This is a genomic window from Streptomyces sp. NPDC031426 (assembly GCF_055581585.1).
Map to the genome: position 1 here is coordinate 1 of NZ_JBVIJE010000004.1, position 24266 is coordinate 24266.

The 24266-nt window shown below is 72.1% G+C and carries 26 protein-coding genes and 1 riboswitch; of the genes, 10 read left to right on the forward strand and 16 right to left on the reverse strand.

Features of this window, described 5'->3' with window-relative positions; translation table 11 throughout:
* Positions 1 to 154: 154 nt before the first annotated feature.
* The 3 genes from ACZ5NH_RS08170 to ACZ5NH_RS08180 all read right to left on the reverse strand — a co-directional run bounded on the left by ACZ5NH_RS08170 (position 155) and on the right by ACZ5NH_RS08180 (position 2300).
* Positions 155 to 520 (reverse strand): Rv2175c family DNA-binding protein, encoded by a 366-nt coding sequence (locus tag ACZ5NH_RS08170; protein ID WP_061919720.1) that lies wholly within the window; start codon positions 518 to 520, stop codon positions 155 to 157.
* A 137-nt stretch (positions 521 to 657) separates the two neighbouring features.
* Complete coding sequence (locus ACZ5NH_RS08175; RefSeq protein WP_468773542.1) at positions 658 to 1917, reverse strand: NAD(P)/FAD-dependent oxidoreductase; 1260 nt, start codon at positions 1915 to 1917, stop codon at positions 658 to 660.
* A gap of 32 nt (positions 1918 to 1949) precedes the next feature.
* Positions 1950 to 2300 (reverse strand): avidin-fold protein, encoded by a 351-nt coding sequence (locus ACZ5NH_RS08180; RefSeq protein WP_388621486.1) that lies wholly within the window; start codon positions 2298 to 2300, stop codon positions 1950 to 1952.
* A gap of 53 nt (positions 2301 to 2353) precedes the next feature.
* Positions 2354 to 2465, forward strand: a riboswitch (TPP riboswitch).
* On the opposite strand from ACZ5NH_RS08180, the gene thiO reads away from it, so the two are divergent.
* The 5 genes from thiO (at position 2463) to ACZ5NH_RS08205 (ending at position 8109) form a co-directional block, all read left to right on the forward strand.
* A complete protein-coding gene (gene thiO, locus ACZ5NH_RS08185) occupies positions 2463 to 3635 on the forward strand; it encodes a glycine oxidase ThiO (protein ID WP_468773544.1) in 1173 nt (390 codons plus the stop codon). (Overlaps the previous riboswitch by 3 nt.)
* The gene (thiS, locus tag ACZ5NH_RS08190; RefSeq protein WP_468773546.1) at positions 3632 to 3850 is read left to right on the forward strand and encodes a sulfur carrier protein ThiS; all 219 of its coding nucleotides are present in this window, start codon (positions 3632 to 3634) and stop codon (positions 3848 to 3850) included. The genes thiO and thiS overlap by 4 nt, the downstream gene beginning before the upstream one ends.
* A 3-nt stretch (positions 3851 to 3853) precedes the next feature.
* Positions 3854 to 4648, forward strand: a complete 795-nt coding sequence (locus ACZ5NH_RS08195; RefSeq protein ID WP_388621492.1) for a thiazole synthase — start codon at positions 3854 to 3856, stop codon at positions 4646 to 4648.
* A gap of 123 nt (positions 4649 to 4771) precedes the next feature.
* Positions 4772 to 6724: a Stk1 family PASTA domain-containing Ser/Thr kinase gene (gene pknB, locus ACZ5NH_RS08200; RefSeq protein WP_388621494.1), complete on the forward strand. Its 1953-nt coding sequence runs from the start codon at positions 4772 to 4774 to the stop codon at positions 6722 to 6724.
* 491 nt (positions 6725 to 7215) lie between these two features.
* Entirely contained in the window at positions 7216 to 8109 is an 894-nt protein-coding gene (locus ACZ5NH_RS08205; protein WP_388621495.1) for a deoxyribonuclease IV, read from the forward strand.
* A gap of 76 nt (positions 8110 to 8185) precedes the next feature.
* On the opposite strand, the gene ACZ5NH_RS08210 is transcribed toward ACZ5NH_RS08205, so the two are convergent.
* Complete coding sequence (locus ACZ5NH_RS08210; protein WP_388621497.1) at positions 8186 to 8818, reverse strand: sulfite oxidase-like oxidoreductase; 633 nt, start codon at positions 8816 to 8818, stop codon at positions 8186 to 8188.
* A 176-nt stretch (positions 8819 to 8994) separates the two neighbouring features.
* Here ACZ5NH_RS08210 and bfr point away from each other — a divergent pair, with 176 nt between their 5' ends.
* Positions 8995 to 9513 (forward strand): bacterioferritin, encoded by a 519-nt coding sequence (gene bfr, locus ACZ5NH_RS08215; RefSeq protein ID WP_388621499.1) that lies wholly within the window; start codon positions 8995 to 8997, stop codon positions 9511 to 9513.
* A 19-nt stretch (positions 9514 to 9532) separates the two neighbouring features.
* Here the strand turns inward: bfr and ACZ5NH_RS08220 are convergent, their stop codons facing one another.
* Positions 9533 to 9757 carry a (2Fe-2S)-binding protein gene (locus ACZ5NH_RS08220; RefSeq protein WP_388621501.1) on the reverse strand — a complete coding sequence of 75 codons (225 nt, stop codon included), beginning with the start codon at positions 9755 to 9757 and terminating at the stop codon, positions 9533 to 9535.
* Between the two features lie 157 nt (positions 9758 to 9914).
* Positions 9915 to 11267 carry a class II 3-deoxy-7-phosphoheptulonate synthase gene (locus ACZ5NH_RS08225; RefSeq protein ID WP_450980710.1) on the reverse strand — a complete coding sequence of 451 codons (1353 nt, stop codon included), beginning with the start codon at positions 11265 to 11267 and terminating at the stop codon, positions 9915 to 9917.
* A gap of 107 nt (positions 11268 to 11374) precedes the next feature.
* Here ACZ5NH_RS08225 and ACZ5NH_RS08230 point away from each other — a divergent pair, with 107 nt between their 5' ends.
* Together ACZ5NH_RS08230 and ACZ5NH_RS08235 are read left to right on the forward strand one after the other, a co-directional pair.
* A complete protein-coding gene (locus ACZ5NH_RS08230; RefSeq protein ID WP_115913573.1) occupies positions 11375 to 11431 on the forward strand; it encodes a trp operon leader peptide in 57 nt (18 codons plus the stop codon).
* A 93-nt stretch (positions 11432 to 11524) separates the two neighbouring features.
* Positions 11525 to 13405, forward strand: a complete 1881-nt coding sequence (locus tag ACZ5NH_RS08235; protein WP_468773551.1) for an anthranilate synthase family protein — start codon at positions 11525 to 11527, stop codon at positions 13403 to 13405.
* A 68-nt stretch (positions 13406 to 13473) separates the two neighbouring features.
* Here ACZ5NH_RS08235 and ACZ5NH_RS08240 read toward each other — a convergent pair whose 3' ends face one another.
* The 4 genes from ACZ5NH_RS08240 to ACZ5NH_RS08255 all read right to left on the reverse strand — a co-directional run bounded on the left by ACZ5NH_RS08240 (position 13474) and on the right by ACZ5NH_RS08255 (position 17238).
* A complete protein-coding gene (locus ACZ5NH_RS08240) occupies positions 13474 to 14502 on the reverse strand; it encodes a 6-phosphofructokinase (RefSeq protein ID WP_388621505.1) in 1029 nt (342 codons plus the stop codon).
* 111 nt (positions 14503 to 14613) lie between these two features.
* The gene (locus tag ACZ5NH_RS08245; RefSeq protein ID WP_388621506.1) at positions 14614 to 15291 is read right to left on the reverse strand and encodes a response regulator; all 678 of its coding nucleotides are present in this window, start codon (positions 15289 to 15291) and stop codon (positions 14614 to 14616) included.
* Positions 15288 to 16493: a MacS family sensor histidine kinase gene (macS, locus tag ACZ5NH_RS08250; protein ID WP_468773554.1), complete on the reverse strand. Its 1206-nt coding sequence runs from the start codon at positions 16491 to 16493 to the stop codon at positions 15288 to 15290. Before macS ends, ACZ5NH_RS08245 begins: the two co-directional genes overlap by 4 nt.
* Before the next feature lie 34 nt (positions 16494 to 16527).
* Complete coding sequence (locus ACZ5NH_RS08255; RefSeq protein ID WP_388622319.1) at positions 16528 to 17238, reverse strand: lysophospholipid acyltransferase family protein; 711 nt, start codon at positions 17236 to 17238, stop codon at positions 16528 to 16530.
* Positions 17239 to 17424: 186 nt separating this feature from the next.
* Between ACZ5NH_RS08255 and ACZ5NH_RS08260 the strand changes: the two genes are divergently transcribed.
* Both ACZ5NH_RS08260 and ACZ5NH_RS08265 read left to right on the forward strand, forming a co-directional pair.
* Positions 17425 to 18204 (forward strand): alpha/beta hydrolase, encoded by a 780-nt coding sequence (locus tag ACZ5NH_RS08260; RefSeq protein WP_468773556.1) that lies wholly within the window; start codon positions 17425 to 17427, stop codon positions 18202 to 18204.
* A complete protein-coding gene (locus tag ACZ5NH_RS08265) occupies positions 18197 to 18754 on the forward strand; it encodes a hypothetical protein (protein WP_468773558.1) in 558 nt (185 codons plus the stop codon). The genes ACZ5NH_RS08260 and ACZ5NH_RS08265 overlap by 8 nt, the downstream gene beginning before the upstream one ends.
* 83 nt (positions 18755 to 18837) lie before the next feature.
* On the opposite strand, the gene ACZ5NH_RS08270 is transcribed toward ACZ5NH_RS08265, so the two are convergent.
* From ACZ5NH_RS08270 to ACZ5NH_RS08295, 6 genes are all read right to left on the reverse strand, one after another.
* Entirely contained in the window at positions 18838 to 19629 is a 792-nt protein-coding gene (locus ACZ5NH_RS08270; RefSeq protein ID WP_468773560.1) for an endonuclease/exonuclease/phosphatase family protein, read from the reverse strand.
* 69 nt (positions 19630 to 19698) lie between these two features.
* Positions 19699 to 20652: an ROK family glucokinase gene (locus tag ACZ5NH_RS08275; protein WP_055705252.1), complete on the reverse strand. Its 954-nt coding sequence runs from the start codon at positions 20650 to 20652 to the stop codon at positions 19699 to 19701.
* Positions 20653 to 20719: 67 nt separating this feature from the next.
* Complete coding sequence (locus tag ACZ5NH_RS08280; RefSeq protein WP_468773562.1) at positions 20720 to 21223, reverse strand: DUF5304 domain-containing protein; 504 nt, start codon at positions 21221 to 21223, stop codon at positions 20720 to 20722.
* Between the two features lie 60 nt (positions 21224 to 21283).
* Complete coding sequence (locus ACZ5NH_RS08285) at positions 21284 to 22459, reverse strand: ArsA family ATPase (protein WP_468773564.1); 1176 nt, start codon at positions 22457 to 22459, stop codon at positions 21284 to 21286.
* Between the two features lie 226 nt (positions 22460 to 22685).
* Entirely contained in the window at positions 22686 to 23126 is a 441-nt protein-coding gene (locus tag ACZ5NH_RS08290) for an SRPBCC family protein (protein ID WP_388621519.1), read from the reverse strand.
* A gap of 122 nt (positions 23127 to 23248) precedes the next feature.
* Entirely contained in the window at positions 23249 to 24061 is an 813-nt protein-coding gene (locus ACZ5NH_RS08295) for a metallophosphoesterase family protein (RefSeq protein WP_388621521.1), read from the reverse strand.
* Positions 24062 to 24266: the final 205 nt, after the last annotated feature.

A 24266-nucleotide genomic window follows, 5' to 3' on the forward strand; every position in this document is an offset into this window, starting at 1 on the left:
GGGGTGGGGAGGGGGGGGGGGGGGGGTGGAGGGGAGGGGGGGGGGTGGGGGGGGGCGCTTGTGTTTTTCCTTTTTTTTGTTTTTTTTTTGTGGTTGGGGGGGTTTGTCCCCCCCCCCCCCCCCCCCCCCCACCACCCCTCATGTGCGATTCGGCTCAGACGGCGAGCGCCTGGGCGCGGCGCTTCACCTCCGTGCCGCGATTCTCGCTCAGAGCCTGCGCGGGGGTGCCGGGCAGGGTCGGGTCGGGGGTGAAGAGCCACTCGATCATCTCTTCGACCGTGAAGCCGTCGTCCCGCAGGAGCGTCAGGGTGCCGGACAGGCCCTTGACGACCTTGTCCCCGTCGATGAAGGCGGCGGGGACGTGCAGTGCGCGGTTCTCACCCCGGCGTACGGCGATGAGCTGGCCCTCCTTGACCAGCTGCCGCACGCGCGTCACCTCGACGCCGAACTGTTCGGCGATGTCGGGGAGGGTGAGCCAGGCGGGGACGAGAGCATCGATCTTTGCGTCAATCTCGGTCACAGGACAAGCGTAGGCGCTCCGCCGGTTCGGCCGCGATGTGGTCGGTCCCGGGTTGTGTCGTCCGGCGGGTGCGGGTTCGTCCTGGTTGCTCGTGCCCACGCGGCGGTAGCCGCGTATCAGACACAGCCCCGCGCCCCCTACGGGCGCCGCCCGGAGCCCCCTGACTGGTCGACCGCGGCATCCTTCAGGGGCTTTCCAGGGTCGGCCACGGCCTCCGGGTCCATGGCGCGGCCCGCCTCGATCAGCCGCCGGCCCTGCGCCAGATCACGCGGACGGCCCACCGCCAGCAGGGCCATCAGCCGGTTCTCGTGGAGCCAGCACACCGTCCAGGCCGGGCCGGACGGGTCGCCGCGCCAGACCATGCGGTCGGCGGCGGCGTGGTGGCCGGCGTACTGCACGAAGCGGCCGAACTGCTCGGACCAGAAGTACGGCACCGGGTCGTAGACCGCCGGGGTCTCGCCGAGGATGTTCGCGGCCACCGTGCGCGGGCCCTGGAGGGCGTTGTCCCAGTGGTGGACGAGCAGCCGTTCGCCGTAGCGGGCGGAGGGGAAGGACGCGCAGTCGCCGACGGCGTACACGTCCTCCACGGAGGTGCGCAGACGGTTGTCGGCGAGGACGTCCCCGTGCGGGCCCAGCTCGACGCCGGAGCCGGCCAGCCAGGCCGTGGCGGGGCGGGCGCCGATGCCGACGACGGCGGCCCCCGCGGGCAGCCGGGTGCCGTCGGCGAGCACCACCGCGCCGGGCTCGATGCGCTCCACGCGCGCGTGGGTGCGCAGTTCCACACCCGCGTCGGCGTACCAGCCGGTCATGGGGGCCGCGACCTCGGGGGGCAGGGCGCCGGCGAGCGGACGGTCGGCGGCCTCCACGACGGTCACCGCGCAGCCGGCCTCGCGGGCGGCCGTGGCGAACTCGGCGCCGATCCAGCCGGCGCCGACGACCACGATGTCGTGCTGCCGGGCGAGCACCGGCTTCAGCCGTTCGGCGTCGTCCAGGGTGCGCAGCAGATGCACCCCGGGCACTCCCTCGGTGCCGGGCAGGGTGATCGGCTCGGCGCCGGTGGCGAGGACCAGGACGTCGTACGGCACCGGGCCCGCCTCGGTGTCCAGCTCGTGTTCGGCGGGGCGCAGGGCCAGCGCCTCGCAGCCGAGCCGCAGCTCGACGCCGAGGGACTCGAAGTCCACGTCGAAGGCGGAGTCCTCGGCCTTGCCGAGCAGCACGGCCTTCGACAGGGGCGGCCGGTCGTACGGCTGGTGCGGCTCCGCGCCGATCACGGTGACGGGGCCCTTGAAGCCCAGTTCCCGCAGCGCGACCGCGGTCTGCACCCCGGCCATGCCCGCACCGACGACGACCACGCGCCGCCCCGCTGACGTGCCCCCTTGCGCTGTCTGCTCGCTCACCCGATCACCATAGACACGTGACAACGCGTCAGTCAGCGGGCGTGCCCGGTGACCTCTTCCACAACGCTCGTACCGGCGCCGGCCTGGGACTCCCACTCCCAGGTCTCCTCCAGCCGCACCCGCCCGTCCGGCAGCTCCACGACCGTGGAGACACAGTGCCCCGAGGAGGTCGTCCCGTCGGTCTTCAGCTGGACGTAGCGGAAGTCCAGCCGGTCACCCTCCCGGGTGCCGACCAGATGACCGCGTACGACATCGCCGCCCGCGTACTCGGCCCAGATCCCGCCGTCCTCCTCGTGGTACGCGAACCGGGTGCGGGTACCCACCTGACCTGGGGCTTGGTCCGCCACGGGGGCGAGGATCAGTCCGTCGAGCGACCGGGTCATCGGCAGGGGCTCCCTTACGGGTGACGAGGGGGGCGGGCTAGGGTGGCCACCGTACAAGCACTCGCGGGAGCCCGGACGCACCGGGCTGAGAGGGAGGCTGGCGGCCTCCGACCGTACGAACCTGATCCGGGTCATGCCGGCGAAGGGAGGGGCTGGACGCCCATGTCGTCACGTACGTCCGATACGTCCGACGTCCTTGTCCTGGGGGGCGGAATCATCGGCCTGGTCACGGCCTGGCGCGCGGCGCAGCGCGGGATCGCGACGGCCGTGGTGGACCCCGAGCCCGGGGGCGGGGCCGCGCGGGTCGCGGCCGGGATGCTGGCCGCGGTCACCGAACTGCACTACGGCGAGGAGAAACTGCTCGCCCTGAACCTGGAATCGGCCCGGCGCTACCCGGACTTCGCGGCCGAGCTGACCGAGCTGACCGGCCACGACCTCGGCTACCGCCGCTGCGGCACCCTCGCGGTCGCCCTCGACGCCGACGACCGCGCCCATCTGCGTGAACTGCACGCGCTGCAGCAGCGCTCCGGCCTGGACTCGGAGTGGCTGTCCGGGCGGGAGTGCCGGCGCCTGGAGCCGATGCTGGCGCCCGGGGTGCGCGGCGGGCTACGGGTCGACGGCGACCACCAGATCGACCCGCGGCGGCTCGCGGCGGCGCTGGTGGCCGCGTGCGAGCGGGCCGGCGTGGTGTTCCACCGCGCGTGGGCCGAGCGGCTGGACGTCGTACGGGACCGGGCCGCCGGGGTCACGCTCGCGGACGGCACCGAGTTGCGCGCCGGGCAGGTGGTGCTCGCGGCCGGCAGCATGAGCGGGCGGCTCGCGGGCGTGCCGGAGGCGCTGCTGCCGCCGGTGCGGCCGGTGAAGGGGCAGGTGCTGCGGCTGACGGTGCCGCGCCGGTACGCGCCGTTCCTCAGCCGTACCGTACGGGCCGTGGTCCGCGGCAGCCAGATCTATCTGGTGCCCCGTGAGAACGGCGAACTGGTCGTCGGCGCGACCAGCGAGGAGCTGGGCTGGGACACGACCGTCACCGCGGGCGGGGTGTACGAGCTGCTGCGCGACGCCCATGAGCTGGTGCCGGGCATCACCGAACTGCCGCTCACCGAGACCCGGGCCGGGCTGCGCCCCGGCTCCCCCGACAACGCGCCGCTGCTCGGCCCGTCCGGCCTGGAAGGGCTGCTGCTGGCCACCGGGCACTACCGCAACGGGGTGCTGCTCACGCCGGTCACCGGGGATGTGCTGGCCGAGGTGCTGGCGAGCGGCCGGCTCCCGGAAGAAGCCCGTCCCTTCACGCCGCAGCGCTTCGGCGCCGCCGTCCTCATGGAGCAGCCCGCATGACCATCTCCCTCACCGTTTCCATCGCTGTCAACGGAGAGCGCCGGGAGATCGCTCCGGGCACCGCTCTCGACGCCGTCGTACGGTCGCTGGCCCCGTCGCCCGCCGGGGTGGCCGCCGCCGTCAACGAGACCGTCGTCCCGCGCGCGCAGTGGGCGACCACGGCGCTGGCCGAGGGCGACCGGGTCGAAGTCCTCACCGCGGTCCAGGGAGGCTGAGCCATGGCCGACGATCCCTTGGTCCTGGGGGGTACGACCTTCTCGTCGCGGCTGATCATGGGCACCGGCGGTGCGCCCAGCCTGGAGGTGCTGGAGCGGGCGCTGGTCGCCTCCGGTACGGAGCTGACGACGGTCGCGATGCGGCGGGTGGACCCCTCCGTGCACGGTTCGGTGCTGTCGGTGCTGGAGAGGCTGGGCATCCGGGTGCTGCCGAACACGGCGGGCTGTTTCACGGCGGGCGAGGCCGTGCTGACCGCGCGGCTGGCGCGGGAGGCGCTGGGCACGGACCTGATCAAGCTGGAGGTCATCGCCGACGAGCGGACGCTGCTGCCGGATCCGGTGGAGCTGCTGGAGGCGGCGGAGACGCTGGTCGACGACGGGTTCACGGTGCTGCCGTACACCAATGACGATCCCGTGCTGGCGCGGAAGCTGGAGGACGTGGGGTGTGCGGCCGTCATGCCGCTGGGGTCGCCGATCGGGTCCGGGCTCGGGATCCGCAATCCCCACAACTTCCAGCTGATCGTCGAGCACGCGCGTGTGCCGGTGATTCTGGATGCGGGGGCCGGTACGGCGTCCGATGTCGCGCTGGCCATGGAGCTGGGGTGTGCGGGGGTGATGCTCGCCTCCGCGGTGACGCGGGCGCAGGAGCCGGAGCTCATGGCGGCGGCGATGCGGCATGCCGTGGAGGGGGGTCGGCTGGCTCGGTTGGCGGGGCGGATTCCGCGGCGGTACCTCGCGCAGGCGTCGTCTCCTGCGGAGGGGTTGGCCCGGCTGGATCCTGAGCGACCGGCGTTCTAGTCGCCGCCGTCGGCGGCCGCGGGTGCGTGGGTGGTGTGGGAAGCGTTACAGGTCAGCTTCAGTACCAGGGCGGAAATGGGCTCGGCCGGGGGTTTGTCGGTCCGTCCTCGTAGACTCCCCTGCGTGGATACGACCCTTCAGGACCCCCTCGTCGGGCAGGTGCTCGACGGCCGTTATCGCGTCGACGCCCGGATCGCGGTCGGCGGGATGGCCACGGTCTACCGGGCCCTGGACACCCGTCTGGACCGTGTGCTCGCGCTGAAGGTGATGCACCCGACGCTCGCGGCCGACGGATCCTTCGTGGAGCGGTTCATCCGGGAGGCGAAGTCCGTCGCCCGGCTGGCGCACCCGAACGTGGTACAGGTCTTCGACCAGGGGACCGACGGGTCGTACGTGTATCTGGCGATGGAGTACGTCGCCGGGTGCACCCTTCGGGACGTGCTGCGCGAGCGCGGGGCGCTGCAGCCCCGCGCGGCCCTGGACATCCTCGAACCCGTCCTCGCCGCGCTCGGCGCCGCGCACCGGGCCGGGTTCGTGCACCGGGACATGAAGCCCGAGAACGTGCTGATAGGCGACGACGGGAGGGTCAAGGTCGCCGACTTCGGGCTCGTGCGGTCCGTGGACACCCAGACCAGCACCACCGGCGCCGTCCTCGGGACCGTGTCGTATCTCGCGCCCGAGCAGATCGAGCAGGGCACCGCCGATCCGCGTGTCGACGTCTACGCGTGCGGTGTCGTGCTCTACGAGATGCTGACCGGCGGCAAGCCGCACTCCGGGGACTCCCCCGCCCAGGTCCTCTACAAGCACATCCACGAGGACGTGCCGCCGCCCTCGGCGCTGGTGCCCGGGCTGTCGTACGAGCTGGACGAGGTGGTCGCCTCGGCGACCGCGCGCACCCCGGACATCCGGCCGCACGACGCCGTGGCGCTGCTCGCCCAGGTGCGCGAGGCACGCCAGGGACTGAGCGACGAGCAGTTGGACGCGGTGCCGCCGCAGGCGCTGTCCGCGGTGCACGACAACGCCGGCGACCGTACGAGCGTGATACCGCGCTCGCTGACCTCCCCCACGCTCGGCTTCGCTCGCGCGGGGGGATCCAAATCCCGGCCGCTGCCCGTCGACGAGGAGGAGCCGGCCGGGGGTGGCGTCCAGCACACCAGCCGGCTGCAGGCGCCGCCGCTGCCGCCGCGCCGGTCGCGGCGCCTGGTGCTGACGATCGTCGCCGCCGTGCTGGTGGTGTTCGGCGTGGGCGCCGGGGTCTGGTACATAAACTCCGGCCAGTTCACGAAGGTCCCGCCGCTGCTGGCCAAGACCGAGGCACAGGCCCGGGACCGGCTCAGGTCGGCCGGCCTGGAGGTCGGGCAGGTCAAGCGCGAGTACAACGACGCGGTCCAGCGGGGCACGGTCATCGGCACCGATCCCGCGCCCGGCGCCCGGATCCGTGACCACGACTCGGTGACGCTGACCATCTCGCTGGGCCCGGCGACGGTGAACGTGCCCGATGTCGCGGGCCGTCCCCTGGCCGAGGCGCGAGCGCGGCTGAGGGCGGACGGGCTGGAACCGGGCATGGTCACCCGGGAGTTCAGCGAGGACGTCGCCAAGGGCGCGGTGATCGCGACCACTCCGCAGGCCGGCACCAAGCGGCACGCCGGGTCGGCGATCGCGCTGACCGTCAGCAAGGGCCGCCCGATCGACGTGCCGGACGTCACCGGTGACGATCCTGCCGACGCCAGACAGCAGCTGACGGACGCCGGGCTGAAGGTGCGGATCGCGCCCCAGCAGGTCAACTCCGAGTACGACAAGGGCAAGGTGGCCCAGCAGAGCCCGGGAGACGGCAGCCAGGCCGCCGAGGGCGACACGGTGACGCTGACGCTGTCCAAGGGACCGGAGATGGTCGAGGTGCCGGACGTGGTCGGCGACAGCGTCGACGACGCCCACAAGGCGCTGGAGGGCGCCGGGTTCAAGGTGAACGAGGACCGCGGCCTGCTCGGGCTGTTCGGCGACACCGTGAAGAAGCAGTCGGTGCGGGGCGGCGACAAGGCGCCCAAGGGGGCGACCATCACGATCACCATCCGCTGACCGGGGCACTTGCGCGCCCGTCGGCAACAGTGTCAACCGGCCGCCGTCGATGGGCCTCTGAGGGTGGAACCGGTCGCGGAGTTGACCGCAACCGACGTCTGGCAGCTGAGCATCCGCCCTCGGCCGGCCGTGGCAGGACGGCCCGGGCGCCACCGGGGCGATCCCTGGTCGGCGACCGGTTCCCCACCTCGCACGGCGGCTGCGGTGCGAAGGACGTGGCGGCCTCCCGGGTGATGGGGCCGGCGGTCCTGCGGGACAGGGCACCGGACGCGGCGGTGACCCGGAGGATGATCCCGATGGCCCGGCCGGCCCGGTCCCGGCCCCCGTAGACGTCCTCGTCGACCGGTTCGACGCGGACGCTGCCTCCGTCCGGCAGTGAGAGGCTGACGACGTCCCCCTGTACACCCGCCCCTGGCGTCCGCACAGGTGCGCTGGTGCAGTCGTACCCTGATCGAGGGCGTCCCCACTCGTCCTGGCATGCTGGGTGAGCCATGACCTCAGCAAACTCTCCCTCGCTCCCGGCCTCCCCCGCCCGCAACCCCGTCGGCGGTCATGTCCCCGTCGCCGGTGGCCTGCACTCCGTCGGGCTGTCGTACGCCCGTGAGCTGCGGGCGGAGACCGTGCAGGTCTTCGTGGCCAACCCGCGGGGCTGGGCCACGCCCGCCGGGAATCCCCGGCAGGACGAGGCCTTTCGCGCGGCCTGCGCCGAGGAGTCGATCCCGGCCTACGTCCATGCGCCCTACCTGATCAACTTCGGCTCGCACACCGAGGCGACCGTGGAGCGGTCGGTGGAGTCGCTGCGGCACTCCCTGCGGCGCGGGCGGGAGATCGGCGCGCTGGGTGTGGTCGTGCACACCGGGAGCGCGACCGGCGGGCGGGCCCGGGAGGTGGCGCTCAAGCAGGTGCGCGCGCACATGCTGCCGCTGCTGGACGAGCTGACGCACGACGACGACCCGTTCCTGCTGCTGGAGTCGACCGCCGGGCAGGGCGCCTCGCTCTGCTCGCGCACCTGGGACTTCGGACCGTACTTCGAGGCACTCGACGCGCACCCGAAGCTCGGGGTCTGCCTGGACACCTGCCACGTCTTCGCCGCGGGCCACGATCTGACCGGGCCGAGCGGGATGCACCAGACCCTGGACCTGCTGGTGGACACCGTCGGCGAGGGCCGCCTGAAACTGATCCACGCCAACGACTCCAAGGACGTGGTCGGCGCGCACAAGGACCGGCACGAGAACATCGGCGCCGGCCACATCGGCGAGGCCCCCTTCCGGGCCCTGATGGCCCACCCCGCGACCGAGGGCGTACCCCTGATCATCGAGACGCCCGGCGGCAAGCTGGGACACGCGGCGGACGTGGAACGCCTGAAGAAGCTCAGGGACGGATGAGGCGCCGGGGTCGGTCGCGCGAGCGAACGGGCCTTCTCGTCGCCGGAGATGGTAGCGGCGCTGAGAGCCCCGCCGGTCAGAGTTCCGGCCCCTCCCCCGGTTCCTCCTGGTACGAGTACCGCTGTTCCTTCCATGGGTCGCCGATGTTGTGGTAGCCGCGTTCCTCCCAGAAGCCGCGGCGGTCGGCGGTCATGTACTCGACGCCGCGGACCCACTTGGGGCCCTTCCAGGCGTACAGGTGCGGCACGATCAGGCGGACCGGGAAGCCGTGCTCGGCGGTGAGGAGTTCGCCGTCCTTGTGAGTGGCGAAGAGGGTGCGGTCCGAGGCGAAGTCCGACAGGCGGAGGTTCGAGCTGAAGCCGTACTCCGCCCAGACCATCACATGGGTGACCTCCGGCGCCGGCGGGGCCAGCTCGAGGATGGTGCGGGCGGGGACGCCGCCCCACTCCGCGCCGATCATGCTGAACTTCGTCACGCAGTGCAGATCGGCCACCACGGTGGTGTAAGGCAGGGCCGTGAACTCCTCGTGGTTCCAGATGTGCTTGCCACCGTCGGCGGTCGCACCGAAGACCCGGAACTCCCAGCGCTCGGGGCGGAACTTCGGGACGGGTCCGTAGTGCGTGACCGGCCAGCCGCGCTGGAGCCGCTGACCCGGCGGAAGCTCGGACCCTGCCGTTGCTCCAGACTCGCGCTCCACCGGATGACCCATGTATCCATCCTGACAGACCTGGGGCAGTGCCCTTGACCACCCTCCCGAAAATCGGGCAAGACGCATCAGTTCAGTACATATTTACTAAGTGCACACTTACTGGACGATCTTCGTCGCCGATGCCATCATGCGGCGCTATCGGCCGGGTCCGGTTTACCTGGAAGGAGTCCATTGCGATGCAGGGCGACCCCGAGATCATCGAACTGCTCAACGAACAGCTGACCGCCGAGCTGACCGCGATCAACCAGTACTTCCTGCACGCCAAACTGCAGGACCACAAGGGGTGGTCGAAGCTCGCCAGATACACCCGGGAAGAGTCGTTCGACGAGATGCGGCACGCGGAGATCCTCACCGACCGCATCCTGCTGCTGGACGGCCTGCCGAACTACCAGCGGCTCTTCCATGTCCGGGTCGGGCAGACGGTGACCGAGATGTTCCAGGCGGACCGGCAGATCGAGGTCGAGGCGATCGACCGGCTGCGCCGGGGCGTCCAGGTGATGCGCGAGAAGAACGACATCACCTCGGCGAACGTCTTCGAGGCGATCCTGGCCGACGAGGAGCACCACATCGACTACCTGGACACCCAGCTGGAACTCGTGGACAAGCTGGGCGAGGCGCTGTACCTCTCGACCGTGATCGAGCAGAGCCAGCCCGACTCCTCGGGCCCGGGCACCAGCGGCTTCTCCGCACACTGAACGCCGGCCCGCACGACCGCTAGGCCGCGTCGTCCAGCCGCTCCAGCGCCGGGACGCGCCGGTCGATCAGCTCCCGGCGGGGGCAGGCACCCCGGCCGAGCAGTGCCTGGATGCGCCGCACACAGTTCCCGCAGTCCGTGCCCGCCTTGCAGGCGGAGGCTATCTGGCGGGGGGTGCCGGCACCGTCCTCCGCGTGCTGCTTGACCTGGGCCTCGGTGATGCCGAAGCAGCTGCAGACGTACACGCGGACTCACCTCCCGACGGGATCGCTCTCTTGATGCCATCCCCTTGATCGGTGAGGCAAACCTAACCTTACCCGCCGCACAGGGCCCGCAAAAGTGGGGAAGGGCGCGGATCGGATGTGATCCGCGCCCCAGATCGCCCACAGGCCCGGCCGGGCCCTACTGGTCCCGGTACATCTCAGCGACCAGGAACGCCAGGTCCAGCGACTGGCTGCGGTTCAGCCGCGGGTCGCAGGCCGTCTCGTAGCGCTGGTGCAGGTCGTCGACGAAGATCTCGTCGCCGCCGCCGACGCACTCGGTGACGTCGTCGCCGGTCAGCTCCACATGGATGCCGCCCGGGTGGGTGCCGAGCGCCTTGTGGACCTCGAAGAAGCCCTTGACCTCGTCGAGCACGTCGTCGAAGCGGCGGGTCTTGTGCCCGGAGGCCGCCTCGAAGGTGTTGCCGTGCATCGGGTCGGTCACCCAGGCCACCGTCGCGCCGGACGCCGTGACCTTCTCCACCAGCTCGGGGAGCTTGTCACGGATCTTGTCGGCGCCCATCCGCACGATGAAGGTCAGCCGGCCCGGCTCCCGCTCGGGGTCGAGGCGGTCGATGTACTGCAGCGCCTCCTCGGCCGTCGTCGTCGGGCCGAGCTTGATGCCGAGCGGGTTGCGGATCTTCGAGGCGAACTCGATGTGCGCCCCGTCCAGCTGGCGGGTGCGCTCACCGATCCACACCATGTGCGCGGAGACGTCGTACAGCTTGCCGGTGCGCGAGTCGACCCTGGTCAGGGCGGACTCATAGGCCAGCAGCAACGCCTCGTGCGAGGAGTACAGCTCGACGGTCTTGAACTCCTCCGGGTCCGTGCCGCAGGCCCGCATGAAGTTCAGCGCGTTGTCGATCTCGCGCGCGAGCTGCTCGTAGCGCTGGCCCGACGGCGAGGTCTTCACGAAGTCCTGGTTCCAGGCGTGCACCTGGCGCAGGTCCGCGTAACCGCCGGTGGTGAAGGCGCGCACCAGGTTCAGCGTGGACGCCGAGGCGTGGTACATGCGCTTGAGCCGCTCGGGGTCCGGGATGCGGGACGCCTCGGTGAACTCGAAGCCGTTGACGGAGTCGCCCCGGTACACCGGGAGCGTCACGCCGTCGCGGGTCTCGGTCGGCTTGGAGCGGGGCTTGGAGTACTGCCCGGCGATACGGCCGACCTTCACCACGGGCACGGCGGCCGCGTAGGTGAGGACGGCACCCATCTGGAGCAGCGTCTTCAGCTTGTTGCGGATGTGGTCGGCGGACACCGCGTCGAACGCCTCGGCGCAGTCGCCGCCCTGGAGGAGGAACGCCTCTCCCTTGGCGACGGCCGCCATCCGGGCGCGCAGCTGGTCGCACTCGCCCGCGAAGACGAGCGGCGGATACGACTCGAGGTCCGCGATCACTGCGCGCAGAGCCTCGGGGTCGGGGTACTCGGGCTGCTGCGCCGCGGGCAGGTCTCGCCAGGTGTTGCCAGCGCTCGGGCTGGTCTTAGCGTTCACGGTCACCTCGTAAACATTACGGGGTCGTGTCGCATGCCCCATCTTCTGGCTCGAAGGGTGAGACGCGCGGGTTGTCCTGTGGACCGGGGGGCGGGTGCGGTAGGGTTTTCGTCATGTTCGCGCTTTCGATCCAGAACTGGTGGTGGACCGCTCATCCGGCGGCCCACTGACTGCGCGTACGCAAGACTTCGCGAAGGCCGCCCGAGGGGCGGCCTTCGGTGTGTCCGGGGTCGTTCCTCACCGAGATCGACGGAAGAGGACCCATGGACCTGGCACAGCTCCTGCACGACGACCGCCCCTTCGCCCTGCTCCGCCGCCGCACCCCGGGCCGCGACGAGCACACGGTGGAGGTCCTGCTCGGCCCGGTGACCCGCCGCGACCGGCTCGCCGACCTGCCCGACGAGGGACTGGCACTGGTCCCGTTCCGGCAGATCCGCGAGCGCGGCTTCGACGTCCGCGACGACGGCACCCCGCTGCTGGTGCTCACCCCCGAGGAGTCGTACGAGGTCCCGCTGGACGTGGCACTGGCGCAGCTCCCGGCGCACGAGGTGCGCGTCGAGGGCGGCGGCTTCGACGTGGGCGACGAGGAGTACGGCGAGATCGTCGGGCGGGTGCTGACCGAGGAGATCGGCCGGGGCGAGGGCGCGAACTTCGTGATCCGGCGCACCTACGAGGGCGAGATCCCGGGGTTCGGCCGTGCCGACGCGCTCGCGCTGTTCCGGCGGCTGCTGAAGGGCGAGCGGGGCGCGTACTGGACGTTCGTCGTGCACACCGGGGAGCGCACGCTGGTCGGCGCCAGCCCCGAGGTGCACGTCCGGATGTCCGGCGGGACGGTCGTGATGAACCCGATCAGCGGGACGTACCGCTATCCCGCCGAGGGCCCGACCCCCGGGCATCTCCTCTCCTTCCTCGCCGACGGCAAGGAGATCGAGGAGCTGTCGATGGTGGTCGACGAGGAACTGAAGATGATGTGCACCGTCGGCGACATGGGCGGGGTCGTCGTCGGCCCCCGGCTGAAGGAGATGGCGCACCTCGCGCACACCGAGTACGAACTGCGCGGCAAGTCCTCCCTGGACGCGCGGGAGGTGCTGAAGGAGACCATGTTCGCGGCCACGGTGACCGGGTCGCCGGTGCAGAACGCGTGCCGGGTCATCGAGCGCCACGAAGTCGGCGGGCGCGGCTACTACGCGGGCGCGCTGGCGCTGCTCGGCCGGGACCACGGGGGCGCGCAGACCCTGGACTCCCCCATCCTGATCCGCACCGCCGACATCTCCGCCCAGGGGCGGCTGCGCGTCCCGGTCGGGGCGACCCTGGTGCGCGGCTCGGACCCGGCGGGCGAGGTCGCGGAGACGCACGCGAAGGCGGCGGGGGTGCTGGCGGCCCTCGGGGTACGTCCGTCCCGGCCGCGCGCGGAGCGCGAGCGGCCCCGGCTGGCCGACGACCCGCGGGTGCGGGCGGCGCTGGACGGCCGGCGCGCCGCGCTCGCGCCGTTCTGGCTGCGGATGCAGGAGCCGGCGCGCGAGCTGACCGGCCATGCCCTGGTCGTGGACGGCGAGGACACCTTCACCGCGATGCTGGCGCATGTGCTGCGCTCGGGCGGCCTGGAGGTGACCGTACGGCGGTACGACGAGCCGGGGCTGCGGGCGGCCGTGCTCGCGCACGAGGGCCCGGTGGTGCTCGGCCCCGGCCCGGGCGACCCGGCGGATCTGGCCGACCCGAAGATGCGGTTCCTGCGGGAGCTGACCGCCACCGTGCTCCGGGGGCACCGGCACGGGGTGCTGGGCGTCTGCCTGGGCCATGAGCTGATCGCGGCCGAGCTGGGGCTGGACATCGTCCGCAAGGAGGTGCCGTACCAGGGGGCGCAGACCGCGATCGACCTGTTCGGGCGGCCCGAGACCGCCGGCTTCTACAACAGCTTCGTCGCCCGCTGCGACGAGGAGACGGCCCGGGAACTGGCCGCGCACGGCATCGAGGTGAGCCGGGCCGCGAACGACGAGGTGCACGCCCTGCGGGGTCCCGGTTTCGCGGGTGTGCAGTTCCACCCGGAGTCGGTCCTCAGCCTGAACGGGGCCGCGATCGTGCGGGAGCTGGTCGGTCAGCTGCGCGGGACGAGCACGTTCTCCGAGCGGCGGCCCGCCCTGTAGAACCGACCCCGGTGCAGCGGCCCTCGCGCGGCGGGGCGACGAGGGCCGGTACCGGGAACGCGCCGCGTTCAGCCGAAGAACACCCCGACCTCCGCGTACAGCTTCGGGTCCACCGTCTTCAGGCGGGCGGTGGCCTCGGCGAGCGGAACGCGGACGATGTCGGTGGCGCGCAGGGCGACCATCCTGCCGAAGTCGCCGTCGTGGACGCAGTCGATGGCGTGCAGGCCGAAGCGGGTGGCGAGCCAGCGGTCGAAGGCGCTCGGGGTGCCGCCGCGCTGGACATGGCCGAGGACCGTGGTCCTGGCCTCCTTGCCGGTGCGGCCCTCGATCTCCTTGGCCAGCCACTCGCCGACCCCGGAGAGCCGGACATGCCCGAAGGAGTCCAGCGAGCCGTCCTTGAGCACCATGTCGCCGTCCTTCGGCATGGCGCCCTCGGCGATGACCACGATCGGCGCGTAGGACGCCCGGAACCGGGAGGTCACCCAGGCGCAGACCTGGTCGACGTCGAAACGCTGCTCGGGGATGAGGATGACGTTGGCGCCGCCGGCCAGGCCGGAGTGCAGGGCGATCCAGCCGGCGTGCCGGCCCATCACCTCCACGACCAGGACCCGCATATGGGACTCTGCGGTGGTGTGCAGCCGGTCGATGGCCTCGGTGGCGATGTTGACGGCGGTGTCGAAGCCGAAGGTGTAGTCGGTGGCCGACAGGTCGTTGTCGATGGTCTTGGGCACCCCGACGCAGGGCACCCCGTACTCGTCGGACAGCCGCGCGGCGACGCCCAGGGTGTCCTCGCCGCCGATCGCGATGAGGGCCTGGACGTCCAGCTTGGCCAGGTTGTCCTTGATCCGGCGGATGCCGTTCTCCGCCTTGAGGGGGTTGGTGCGCGAGGAGCCGAGGATGGTGCCGCCGCGGGGCAGGATGCCGCGCACCGCGGGGATGTCGAGACGGACGCTGTCGCCTTCGAGGGGGCCCCGCCAGCCGTCCCGGAAGCCGACGAAGTCATAGCCGTACTCCTGCACGCCCTTGCGGACGATGCCCCGGATGACGGCGTTGAGCCCGGGGCAGTCGCCGCCTCCGGTCAGTACTCCGACCCGCATGGAAATGTCCCTTCGCCGCGGTTCCCTGACACAGAGTCACGCTAATGGTGATTCACGTCACATCGCGAGAGGCGGGAAGGGTGATTCAGGCGTACGGCCGCGCAGCGGGCCCTACTCGTCGTCCAGTCCGCGCTCTATGGCGTACCGCACCAGCTCGACCCTGTTGTGCAACTGCAGCTTGCCGAGGGTGTTCTGGACGTGGTTCTGCACCGTGCGATGGGAGATGACGAGGCGTTCGGCGATCTGCTTGTAGCTCAGTCCCTTGGCGACCAGCCGCAGCACCTCCGTCTCCCGGTCCGTCAGCCGGGGCGCGCCGGGCTCGTCGGTGTCGGCGGCGGGCGCGGGCTCGGCGGCCAGCCGGCGGTACTCGCCGAGGACCAGCCCGGCGAGACCGGGCGTGAACACCGGATCGCCGACGGCGGTACGGCGCACCGCGTCCAGCAGCTCCTCGGTGGACGCCGACTTCAGCAGGTAGCCGGTCGCGCCGGACTTGACCGCCTCCAGCACATCGGCGTGCTCGCCGCTCGCCGAGAGGACGAGGACGCGCAACGCCGGGTTGTGGCCGACGACTTCCTTGCACACCTGGACCCCGGGCTTGGCGGGCAGGTTGAGGTCCAGCACGAGGACGTCGGGGACGGCGGCCCTGGCGCGGCGGACCGCCTGCTCGCCGTCACCGGCGGTGGCTACCACGTGGAAGCCGGACTCGGTCAGGTCCCGGGCGACCGAGTCGCGCCACATGGGGTGGTCGTCCACCACCATGACCTTGATCGGGTCCTGCTGCTCGCTCATCGACGCCCCGCCTTCGCGTTCTTCGGTACCTTCAGTTCCACTTCCGTGCCCTGCCCGGGGACGGAGACGAGTTCGGCGCTGCCGCCCAGGTCGCGCAGCCGCCCCCGGATCGACTGGGCCACGCCGAGCCGGCCCTCCCCCTCGGCCTGGGCGAGCCGGCCCTCGGGGATGCCGGGGCCGTCGTCCCGGACGGTCACGACGATCCCGTCCGGCTCGTCCTCGACCAGGATCCAGGCCCGGGCCTGCTCGCCCGCGTGCTCGCGGACGTTCTCCAGGGCGGCGCCGACCGCGGCGGCCAGCTCCCGCGCGGCCGGCCGGGGCAGCTCGACCGGCGCACCGGGCTCGGCCAGGCTCACCCGGGCGCCGGCGTACCGGGCGAGCAGGGAGCGCAGATCGACCGGTCCCTCGTCGTCGGGCTCGTCCACCGCCCGTACGACGGCCCCGGCCGCGGCGTCCTCCGACACCCGGGAGACCGGCAGCAGACCGCCGGAGACCAGCGTGCGCAGCGCCACCTCCTGCTCCCCGGCGAGCCGCCCCAGCTCCGCCGCCTCGCCGCCGATGACCGCGCCGCGCCGCTGCACCATCGCCAGCACCTGGAGCACGCTGTCGTGGATGTCCCGGGCCAGCCGCTCCCGTTCCCGGGTCGCCGCCTCGATCTCCAGGGCGCGGGCGAGGGTGCGCTCGGAGGCGCGGGCGACCTCCACGACGTAGCCGATGCCGATGGAGGCCACCCAGACGAGGATCAGGATGTGCACGGTGTCCCGGGCGGGATGGCCGCGTTCGACCAGGTTGGCCAGCGCGACCGGCGTGGAGGCCGCGGCGGCCCAGCGCCAGCCGCCCTTGATCGCGAAGGCCAGCACCGCACCGCCGGTCCATATCGACGGCAGCGTGGGGCCGCCCGCGATCCGCTGATGGCTGTCGGCGAGCGGGGTGATCAGGACGCCGGCGAGGGCGATGGTCAGGTCGGCGGCCAGGAAGGGCCTGGTGCAGCTCGCCGCGTTGCGCATCCTCGGCAGGGTGGCGAGGGTCCAGACGAACAGGAGGGCGAAGTAGCAGACGGCGACCCAGGGGTGCGTGAACAGGTCGTACCTGGTGGCGCCCAGACCGATGGCGTACAGCATGGTCAGCACGCGGTAGCCGGCGAGCGCGCGCCACAGCGGCAGCTCTACCGACATCCTCATCACGCGCTCGCGCTTGGGCATGTCCCCCCGGCCCCCCACTCCCCCGGCTCCCCGCCTACTCCTCGGTCTTCTTCTCCGCTTCCTTGGCGGCCTTCGCCGCCTCCGCGATCTGCCGCTTGGCCGCCGTCGCGTACATGTCGACGTACTCCTGGCCGGACAGCTTCATGATCTCGTACATGACCTCGTCGGTCAGGGCACGCAGGACGAAGCGGTCGTGCTCCATGCCGTGGTAGCGGCTGAAGTCCAGCGGCTTGCCGATGCGGATGCCGGGCCGCATCAGCTTCGGCACCACCTTGCCGGGCGGCTGGATCTTCTCGGTGTCGATCATGGCCACCGGGATGACCGGCGCGCCGGTGGCGAGCGCCACGCGCGCGAGGCCGCCGGGCTTGCCCCGGTAGAGCCGGCCGTCGGGCGAGCGGGTGCCCTCGGGGTAGATGCCGAACAGCTCGCCGCGCTCCAGCACCTCTATGCCGCTCTTGATCGCGGCCTCACCGGCGCCGCGCGCCCCGGAGCGGTCCACCGGGAGCTGTCCGACGCCCTTGAAGAAAGCGGCGGTCAGCCGGCCCTTCACACCGGGCGTGGTGAAGTACTCGGCCTTCGCGATGAAGGTGACCTTGCGGTCCAGGACCGCGGGCAGAAAGAAGGAGTCCGAGAAGGACAGGTGATTGCTCGCCAGGATGGCGGGGCCCTCGGCCGGTATGTTCTCCAGTCCCTCCACCCAAGGTCTGAAGGCGACCTTCAGCGGCCCACCGATGGCGACCTTCATCGTGCCGTACAACACCCGCTTGCCTCCTGTTTCCGTCGAACAGACCTTAACCCTTCAGGACCGTCAAAGGGCCCGACGACCCTGGTCGGTGTCAGTGCGGTCGCGTACGGTGAAGCACATCCGCACGTTTTCCTCACGCCCCCGCCGTCCGCCGGTGGGCCCTCTTCAGGAACAGGAGCGTCGAAGGTGCCGGTCCTCCCCGGAGCCGAGCCGTACCGCCACCAGGGCGGGGAGGTGGGGGTCCTCCTCTGCCACGGCTTCACCGGCTCGCCCCAGTCGCTGCGCCCCTGGGCGGAACACCACGCTGCGCACGGCCTGACCGTGTCGCTGCCCCTGCTGCCCGGCCATGGCACCCGCTGGGAGGACATGCAGGTCACGGGCTGGCAGGACTGGTACGCAGAGGTGGACCGCGAGCTGCGGATCCTCGCCGAGCGCTGCTCCCGGGTGTTCGTCGCGGGCCTGTCGATGGGCGGCGCGCTGGCGCTCCGGCTGGCGGCCCGGCACGGCGAGCGGGTCACGGGCGCGGTGGTCGTCAACCCGGCGAACAAGGTGCACGGCCTGTCGGCGTACGCCCTTCCGGTGGCCCGGCATCTCGTGCGGACGACGAAGGGCATCGCCAGCGACATCGCCAAGGAGGGCGCGGCCGAGCTGGGCTACGACCGGGTGCCGCTGCACGCCGCGCACTCGCTGCGGGTGTTCCTGCGCCGGCTGGACGCCGAGCTGCCCCAGGTCACCCAGCCCTTGCTGCTGCTGCGCAGCGCCCAGGACCATGTCGTCCCGGCGGCCGACTCGGCCCGGGTGCTCAGCCGGGTGTCGTCCACGGACGTGACGGAGATCGTGCTGGAACAGAGCTACCACGTGGCGACGTTGGACCAGGATGCGGACCGGATCTTCGAGGAGAGCCTCGCCTTCATGGGCCGGCTCGCACCCAGTCTCGGCAAGGAAGGGGCGGCCACAGGTGGCTGAGCACGAGTCCGACCGCGAGGACCGCGAGCCGGACGAGCAGAAGGTGCCCTTCGACGAGGACGCCGCCTGGCGGGCCATCGTCGCGGGGTACGGCGACGAGCCGCCGGACCCGCCGGGCGCCCGGCCCTTCAAGCCGGTGGAGGACCTGGCGCTGCCGGAGCCTGAGCCGGAGAGGGACGCCGAGAGCGACACCGGCAAGGCCCCGGTGCGGCCGCTGGGCAGCTCGGTCTCCTTCGCGCCCGGTGTCGGCCCGCGCGACCACACCCCGCCCGAGCCCTCCGAAAACGACTTCGACGAGGACGACGAGGGCCACTTCGTCCCACCGGATCCGCCGCTGCCGGAGGCCGACACCACCGCGAAGTTCGCCTGGCTGGGCGTCGTCGGCGGGCCGGTCCTGCTGCTGCTGGCGGTGCTGCTCGGCTGGGACATGACCTGGTGGCTGACGACGCTCGGCATCGGCGGCTTCCTCGGCGGCTTCGCCACGCTGGTGATGCGCATGCGCACGGACGACGACGAGGACGACGACCCGGGCCGGGGCGCGGTGGTCTGAGGGCGAGGGGGCGCCCGGACATGGAGGGCTGAAATCCCGCGCCCAGTGCTGCCGCCGGTTTCCCGTGCCGGGTCGTGCAGAGCTCATGCCACCGGTACGCGCAGGGCGGCGAGGACCGGGAGATGGTCCGTGGCCGCGGTCAGGTCGGCCCGGGTGATGCCCGGCTGGGCATGGGGGTCCCCCCGCTCGAGCGAAGCCGGGAGTGGGGAAGGGACCCCGCAGCCGAGCACCTCGATGCCCTTGGTCGCGAAGACGGCGTCGATGCGCTGCGGGGGCTCGCTGTGCGGCCAGGTGGTCTCGCCGCCCCAGGGGGCGACGGCCCGGCAGTCCTGGAGGCTCGCGGAGAGCAGACGGAAGGCGGGGCCGTCGGGGCCTTCGTTGAGGTCGCCGCCGGCGACGGCGTGCTCGACACCGAGTCCGGCGAGCCGGTCGAGGAGCATGCCGCCCTGCTCGTACCGCTCCTTGCCGTCCAGGCTCAGATGGCAGCTGATGACGCCCAGCCGGACCCCTCCGAAACGGACCACCGCCATGGCGAAGCCGCGTCGGTGGAGTCCGGGGGTGAGCGGGAGGAGTACGTCCTCCGTGCGCTCGACGGTGGCCCGGAGCGAGCAGAGGATCGCCGGGCCGGCCGCGGTGGCTCCGCCGGTGAGGACCACCTGGCCGGAGGCCGCGGCGAGGCGGGCGAGCTTCTTGCGCCAGCGGAAGAAGCGGGGGGCTTCCTGGATCAGGACCAGGTCGGGGGCGCAGGCGGTGATGATCCTGGCCAGGGCGTCGGTGTCGTCGCGCATCGAGCGGACGTTGTAGCTCAGGACGCGGATGACAGCCGAACCGTCGGATTCGGTACGGGAGTTGGGAAGCAGCGTGCTGGTCGCCATGCCGATCAACATACGACGATGCCCGCCCGTCCCGGGACCGGACGCGGCGGGCACTGCCGTACGACCCCACTACATGATCGGGTCGGGCTCCCGGGCCAGGTCCGCCGCGCCGACGAGGCCCGCCTTGTTGCCGAGCTGGGCGGCGATCACGTCGGCCACCGGGCGCCAGTTGCCGCCGACCAGCCAGCGCTTGTAGGACTTGCGGATCGGGTCGAGGACCAGTTCACCCTCGTCGGAGAGGCCGCCGCCGACGATGAACGCGGACGGGTCGAAGAGGGAGGCGAGGTCGGCCAGGCCCGCGCCGGCCCAGCGGGCCAGCTCACGGTAGGAGTCGACGGCCACCGGGTCGCCCTGGCGGGCGGCCATGGAGATGTGCTTGCCCTCGATGCCGTCCGGGGTGCCGTCGCCGAGGCCGAGCAGGATCTCGGCGTTCTCCGGGGTGGCGTTGGCGCGCTGCTTGGCGTATCTGACGAGCGCGCGACCGGAGGCGTACTGCTCCCAGCAGCCCTGCGAACCACAGCCGCACAGCAGGCCGTCCGGGACCATCCGGATGTGGCCGAATTCCGCGGCCACGCCGAAGTGGCCGCGGCGCAGCTTGTTGCCGATGATGATGCCGCCGCCGAGACCGGTGCCGAGCGTGATGCAGATGACGTTGCGGTGGCCCTTGCCGGCGCCGAACTTGTACTCGCCCCAGGCGGCGGCGTTGGCGTCGTTCTCGACCACGACCGGGAGGCCCACGCGGGCCTCGACCTTCTCCTTCAGCGGCTCCTGGCGCCAGTCGATGTTCGGCGCGAAGTACACCGTCGAGCGCTGCCGGTTGACGTAACCGGCCGCACCGATGCCCACGCCGACGATCTCGTGCCCGGCGCGCGCACCCTCCACCGCCGAGGCGATGGCGTCCACGATGGCCTCGGGCGTGGTGGGGGTCGGCACCTTGAAGGTCGAGAGGATGTTGCCTTCCTCGTCGACCACGCCGGCCGCGATCTTGGTGCCGCCGATGTCGACGCCGATGGTGAGTCCCATGAATCCCTCAGTTTCGGTCGAGCCCCGCTACGGCCAACCGTACCCGAGGCCCTGCCGGGAAAGCGCTTCAGTCCAGGTCGATCCGCTCCCCCGGGCCGGTGCCCTCGCCCCCGTCGCGCCGGTCGTCCGGCGCCTCGCGGGTGAGGTCGTCGGCCGTGCGGGCGGTCCAGCGGCGCTCCTGGGCCTGGACGGCGGAGCGGTAGGCGGCGAGCAGTTCGCCGCCGGCCGCGGCCAGGTGGTCGAAGACGTCCGGGTTGCGGTCGATGACGGGCTCGACGGCGGCCTTGGCCTGCTGGACGACCTGGCGCACCACCTGCTGGGCGGCGGGTCCGGCGAGGTTGCCGAGGAGCGGTGACGGGAGGCCGGAGAGCTTGTCGGCCACCGTGTCCACGAGCCTTTTCAGTTCCTCGGCGGCCGAGCCCGGCTGTGGGCCGTGCTCGGCGCGGCGGCGGGCCTTCTCGGCGGCGAGGTCCTCGGCGCAGGCGGTGGCCCAGGCGTCGGCGTCGGTCGCCCGCCGCGCCTGTTCCTCGTATTCCTCGGGCGAGTCGGGTGCGGGACGCTCTTCGCTCATGGCGGACTCCTGACTACGGTTCGCCCTTACGACGTTACCCGAACGGGCGTACCCGGATCATCACCGTCCGGTGGCGGGCCACAGGTCGGGATCCGGGGCGAAGCGGATGCGCAGCTCGCCCTCGCGCAGACCGGCCCCGGCGACGGTGCAGCGGCGCAGGGCGGAGGGCAGCGGGACGATCCGCCGGAACGGGCCCGCGGTGATCACGAGCTCGTCGCCGCGCCGGATCAGGTCCAGCTCGTCCCGTATGGCGCCGGGCAGCGGGATGTGCCAGACCAGCACGCCGTCGTCGCTCCTGTGGTCGGTGACGGGCCACTCGACCGGGGCGGTCACCGGGTTGACGGGTGGTACACCGAGGGCGGTGAGGTCGTCGGCGCCGCGCGGGTCGTGGCCGAGGTGCGGGACGGGGTGGACGCCGTACGGCTGCTCCTGCCAGTCGGCGAGTCCCTTGCGCTGCTGGGCGAGGAGTCCGGCGAGCAGGCTGTCCGGGTCGGTCTCGGGCAGGGTGCGGTTGGCGATCAGGGCCTCGGTGCGCAGGCCGCGCAGGGCGAGGCCGAGGCCTGCGGTCCGTACGGCGTCGGCGCCGGCCGGGCCGGGTTCGGCGACCAGGCGTACGGCGGTGTTCCGGTCGGCGAGGACGGCCTCGACGGCGGCGAGTTCGACGTCCCAGCGGGCGGCCGTCTCGTAGAGCCAGTCGGACGGCATCGGCACACCGGCCAGGCGGCCGAGGACCGGGCGCAGGGCGCGGGCCGCCTGCCGCTCGGGTGGGAGGAGGCGGCGCAGATAGCGGCGCAGCTCCTCGGGGAGGGCGAGCAGGGCGAGGGCCTGCGGGAGCGGCGGGAGGTCCACGACGAGCAGGTCGTAGCGCTCGGACAGCGCCGCGTCCCTGACGGCCCGGAGGAAGGACAGCTCCTCGGCGCCGGGCAGTGGGGTGACCTCCTCGGCGTCCAGCCGGGCGGCGCCGAGCAGGTCGAGGACGGTGGCTGCGCGGCTCTGGAAGGCGGTGAGGTCGTGCCGGAAGCGGTCGACGGCATCGGGTCGCCAGGTGGTGAGGTTCGCGGCGGCTTCCTCCGGCACCGGTCCCGTCGCGGAACCCAGTGCGGCGCCGAGGCTGTCGGTGCGGTCGGCACTCAGCAGCAGCGTGCGGACGCCGTCGCCTGCGGCGCGCTGTGCGGTGGCGGCGGCGATGGTCGTACGACCGCCGCCGCCCGGGCCCGTGATCAGGATGGTGCGCATGAGGCTGAACGGTAACGGAGGGCGGGCGGACCGGGTGTTGGGCGGCGCCCGGAGCTGCGATACCGGACGGCACCCGGAGCTGCGGCCGGCCGGGGGCGGGTCGCGCAGCCCGGCGCTGACGGGGCGCCTCCCCCAGAGGGGATGCCCCCAGCGCCCACCCGTGCCGCCCCACCGGCACGACTGCCCGCGGCTGGACGAGCGGGTGCGGGGCCCGGCGTCGAGGGGTTTACTCGGGCGATTCCACCCGCTTCTTCAGGCCTGCCAGGGCGCGGTCGATGATGACCTTCTCCGCCTTGCGCTTGATCATGCCCAGCATGGGGATCTTGACGTCCACGGTGAGGAGGTAGGTGACCTCCGTCGTGGCGGGGCCCGTGGGCTTGAGGATGTACGAGCCGTCCAGGGAGCGGAGCATCTGGGACTTGACCAGGGTCCAGGAGACCTCGTTGTCGCCGGTCCAGGTGTAGGCCAGCGTCTGGTCGTCCTTGATCGCCCCCGCGTCCATGACGAGCCGGACCTGCTCGGCACGGCCCTGGTCGTCGGTCTTGAGGACCTCCGCCTCCTTCACCTCGCCCGTCCAGTCCGGGTAGCGGGCGAAGTCGGCGATCACCCCCATGACGTCGGCCGGTGCCGCCTCGATGGTGATGCTCGAGCTGGTGTGTTCCGCCATCGCCGTGGCTCCTCCAGATGCGGGCCGGTACAGAGGTCGTCGTGCGCACGTGTGTGCAGCGTGAAGGCTACCGCGCCGCCGACCTGCCGCCTTCACCCCATGTCCCACCCACCGTCAACCGGTCACCATTCGAGCGCCCAGGGGCGGCCCGTCCCCGCGAAGTGGCCCACGTTCACGCACTCGGTCGCGCCGATCCGCATCCGGCGCGCGAGCGGCTGGTGGACGTGGCCGAAGAGCGAATAGCGCGGCCTGGTGCGGCGGATCGCGGCCAGCAGCGCGCGGCTGCCCCGCTCGAAGCGGCGCGCCACGGTGTCGTAGACCAGTTCGGGCACCTCCGGCGGGATGTGCGTGCACAGCACGTCGACCTCGCCGACCGCCTCGATCTTCGCCGCGTACTCCTCGTCACTGATCTCGTACGGCGTCCGCATGGGCGTGCGCAACCCGCCCCCGACGAACCCGAAGGTCCAGCCGCCGATCTCCACCCGCTGGCCGTCGAGCACGGTGGTGCCGGGGTGGGCGTACTCCTTCCAGAGTGGCGGCATGTCGACATTGCCGTAGGTGGCGTACGTCGGGGTCGGGAACGCGGCGAACAGCTCGGCATACTGCTTGCGCACCGCCTTCTCGATGGCCGCGGCCCGGTCCATGCCGATGCCGCCCCACAGCCGGGCGCCGAACTCCCGGGCCTCCTCGAAGCGCCGGGCGGTGCGCAGCGCGACGATGCGGTCGGCGTTCTCCCTGCCGAACAGGTCCGGGAAGATGCCGCGCGAGTGGTCGGCGTAGTCGAGGAACAGGACGAGGTCGCCCAGGCAGATCAACGCGTCCGCACCCTCGCCCGCGCGCGCCAGGTCCCGGGCGTTGCCGTGCACGTCGCTGACCACGTGGACGCGCGTCCTGCGATGTCCGGCGCTTCGGTTACCGGAGGGTGTGGGTGCCATGGCGATCAAGCGTAGGCGTGTGCGCTGTGCGTGAACAGTGTCCGTCCGGCCTGCGGTTACTCGCCGGTCGGTTCGGCCGTGGACTACTGTGCGCGAAGGAACGCCAACGTGTGTGACGCAGCGAACATCTCACCGGGAACCCCTGTCGGGAACGCCATACCGGCGGGTAACGTCCGGGCAGTCCAGTCGTGCTCTGGATTTCAAC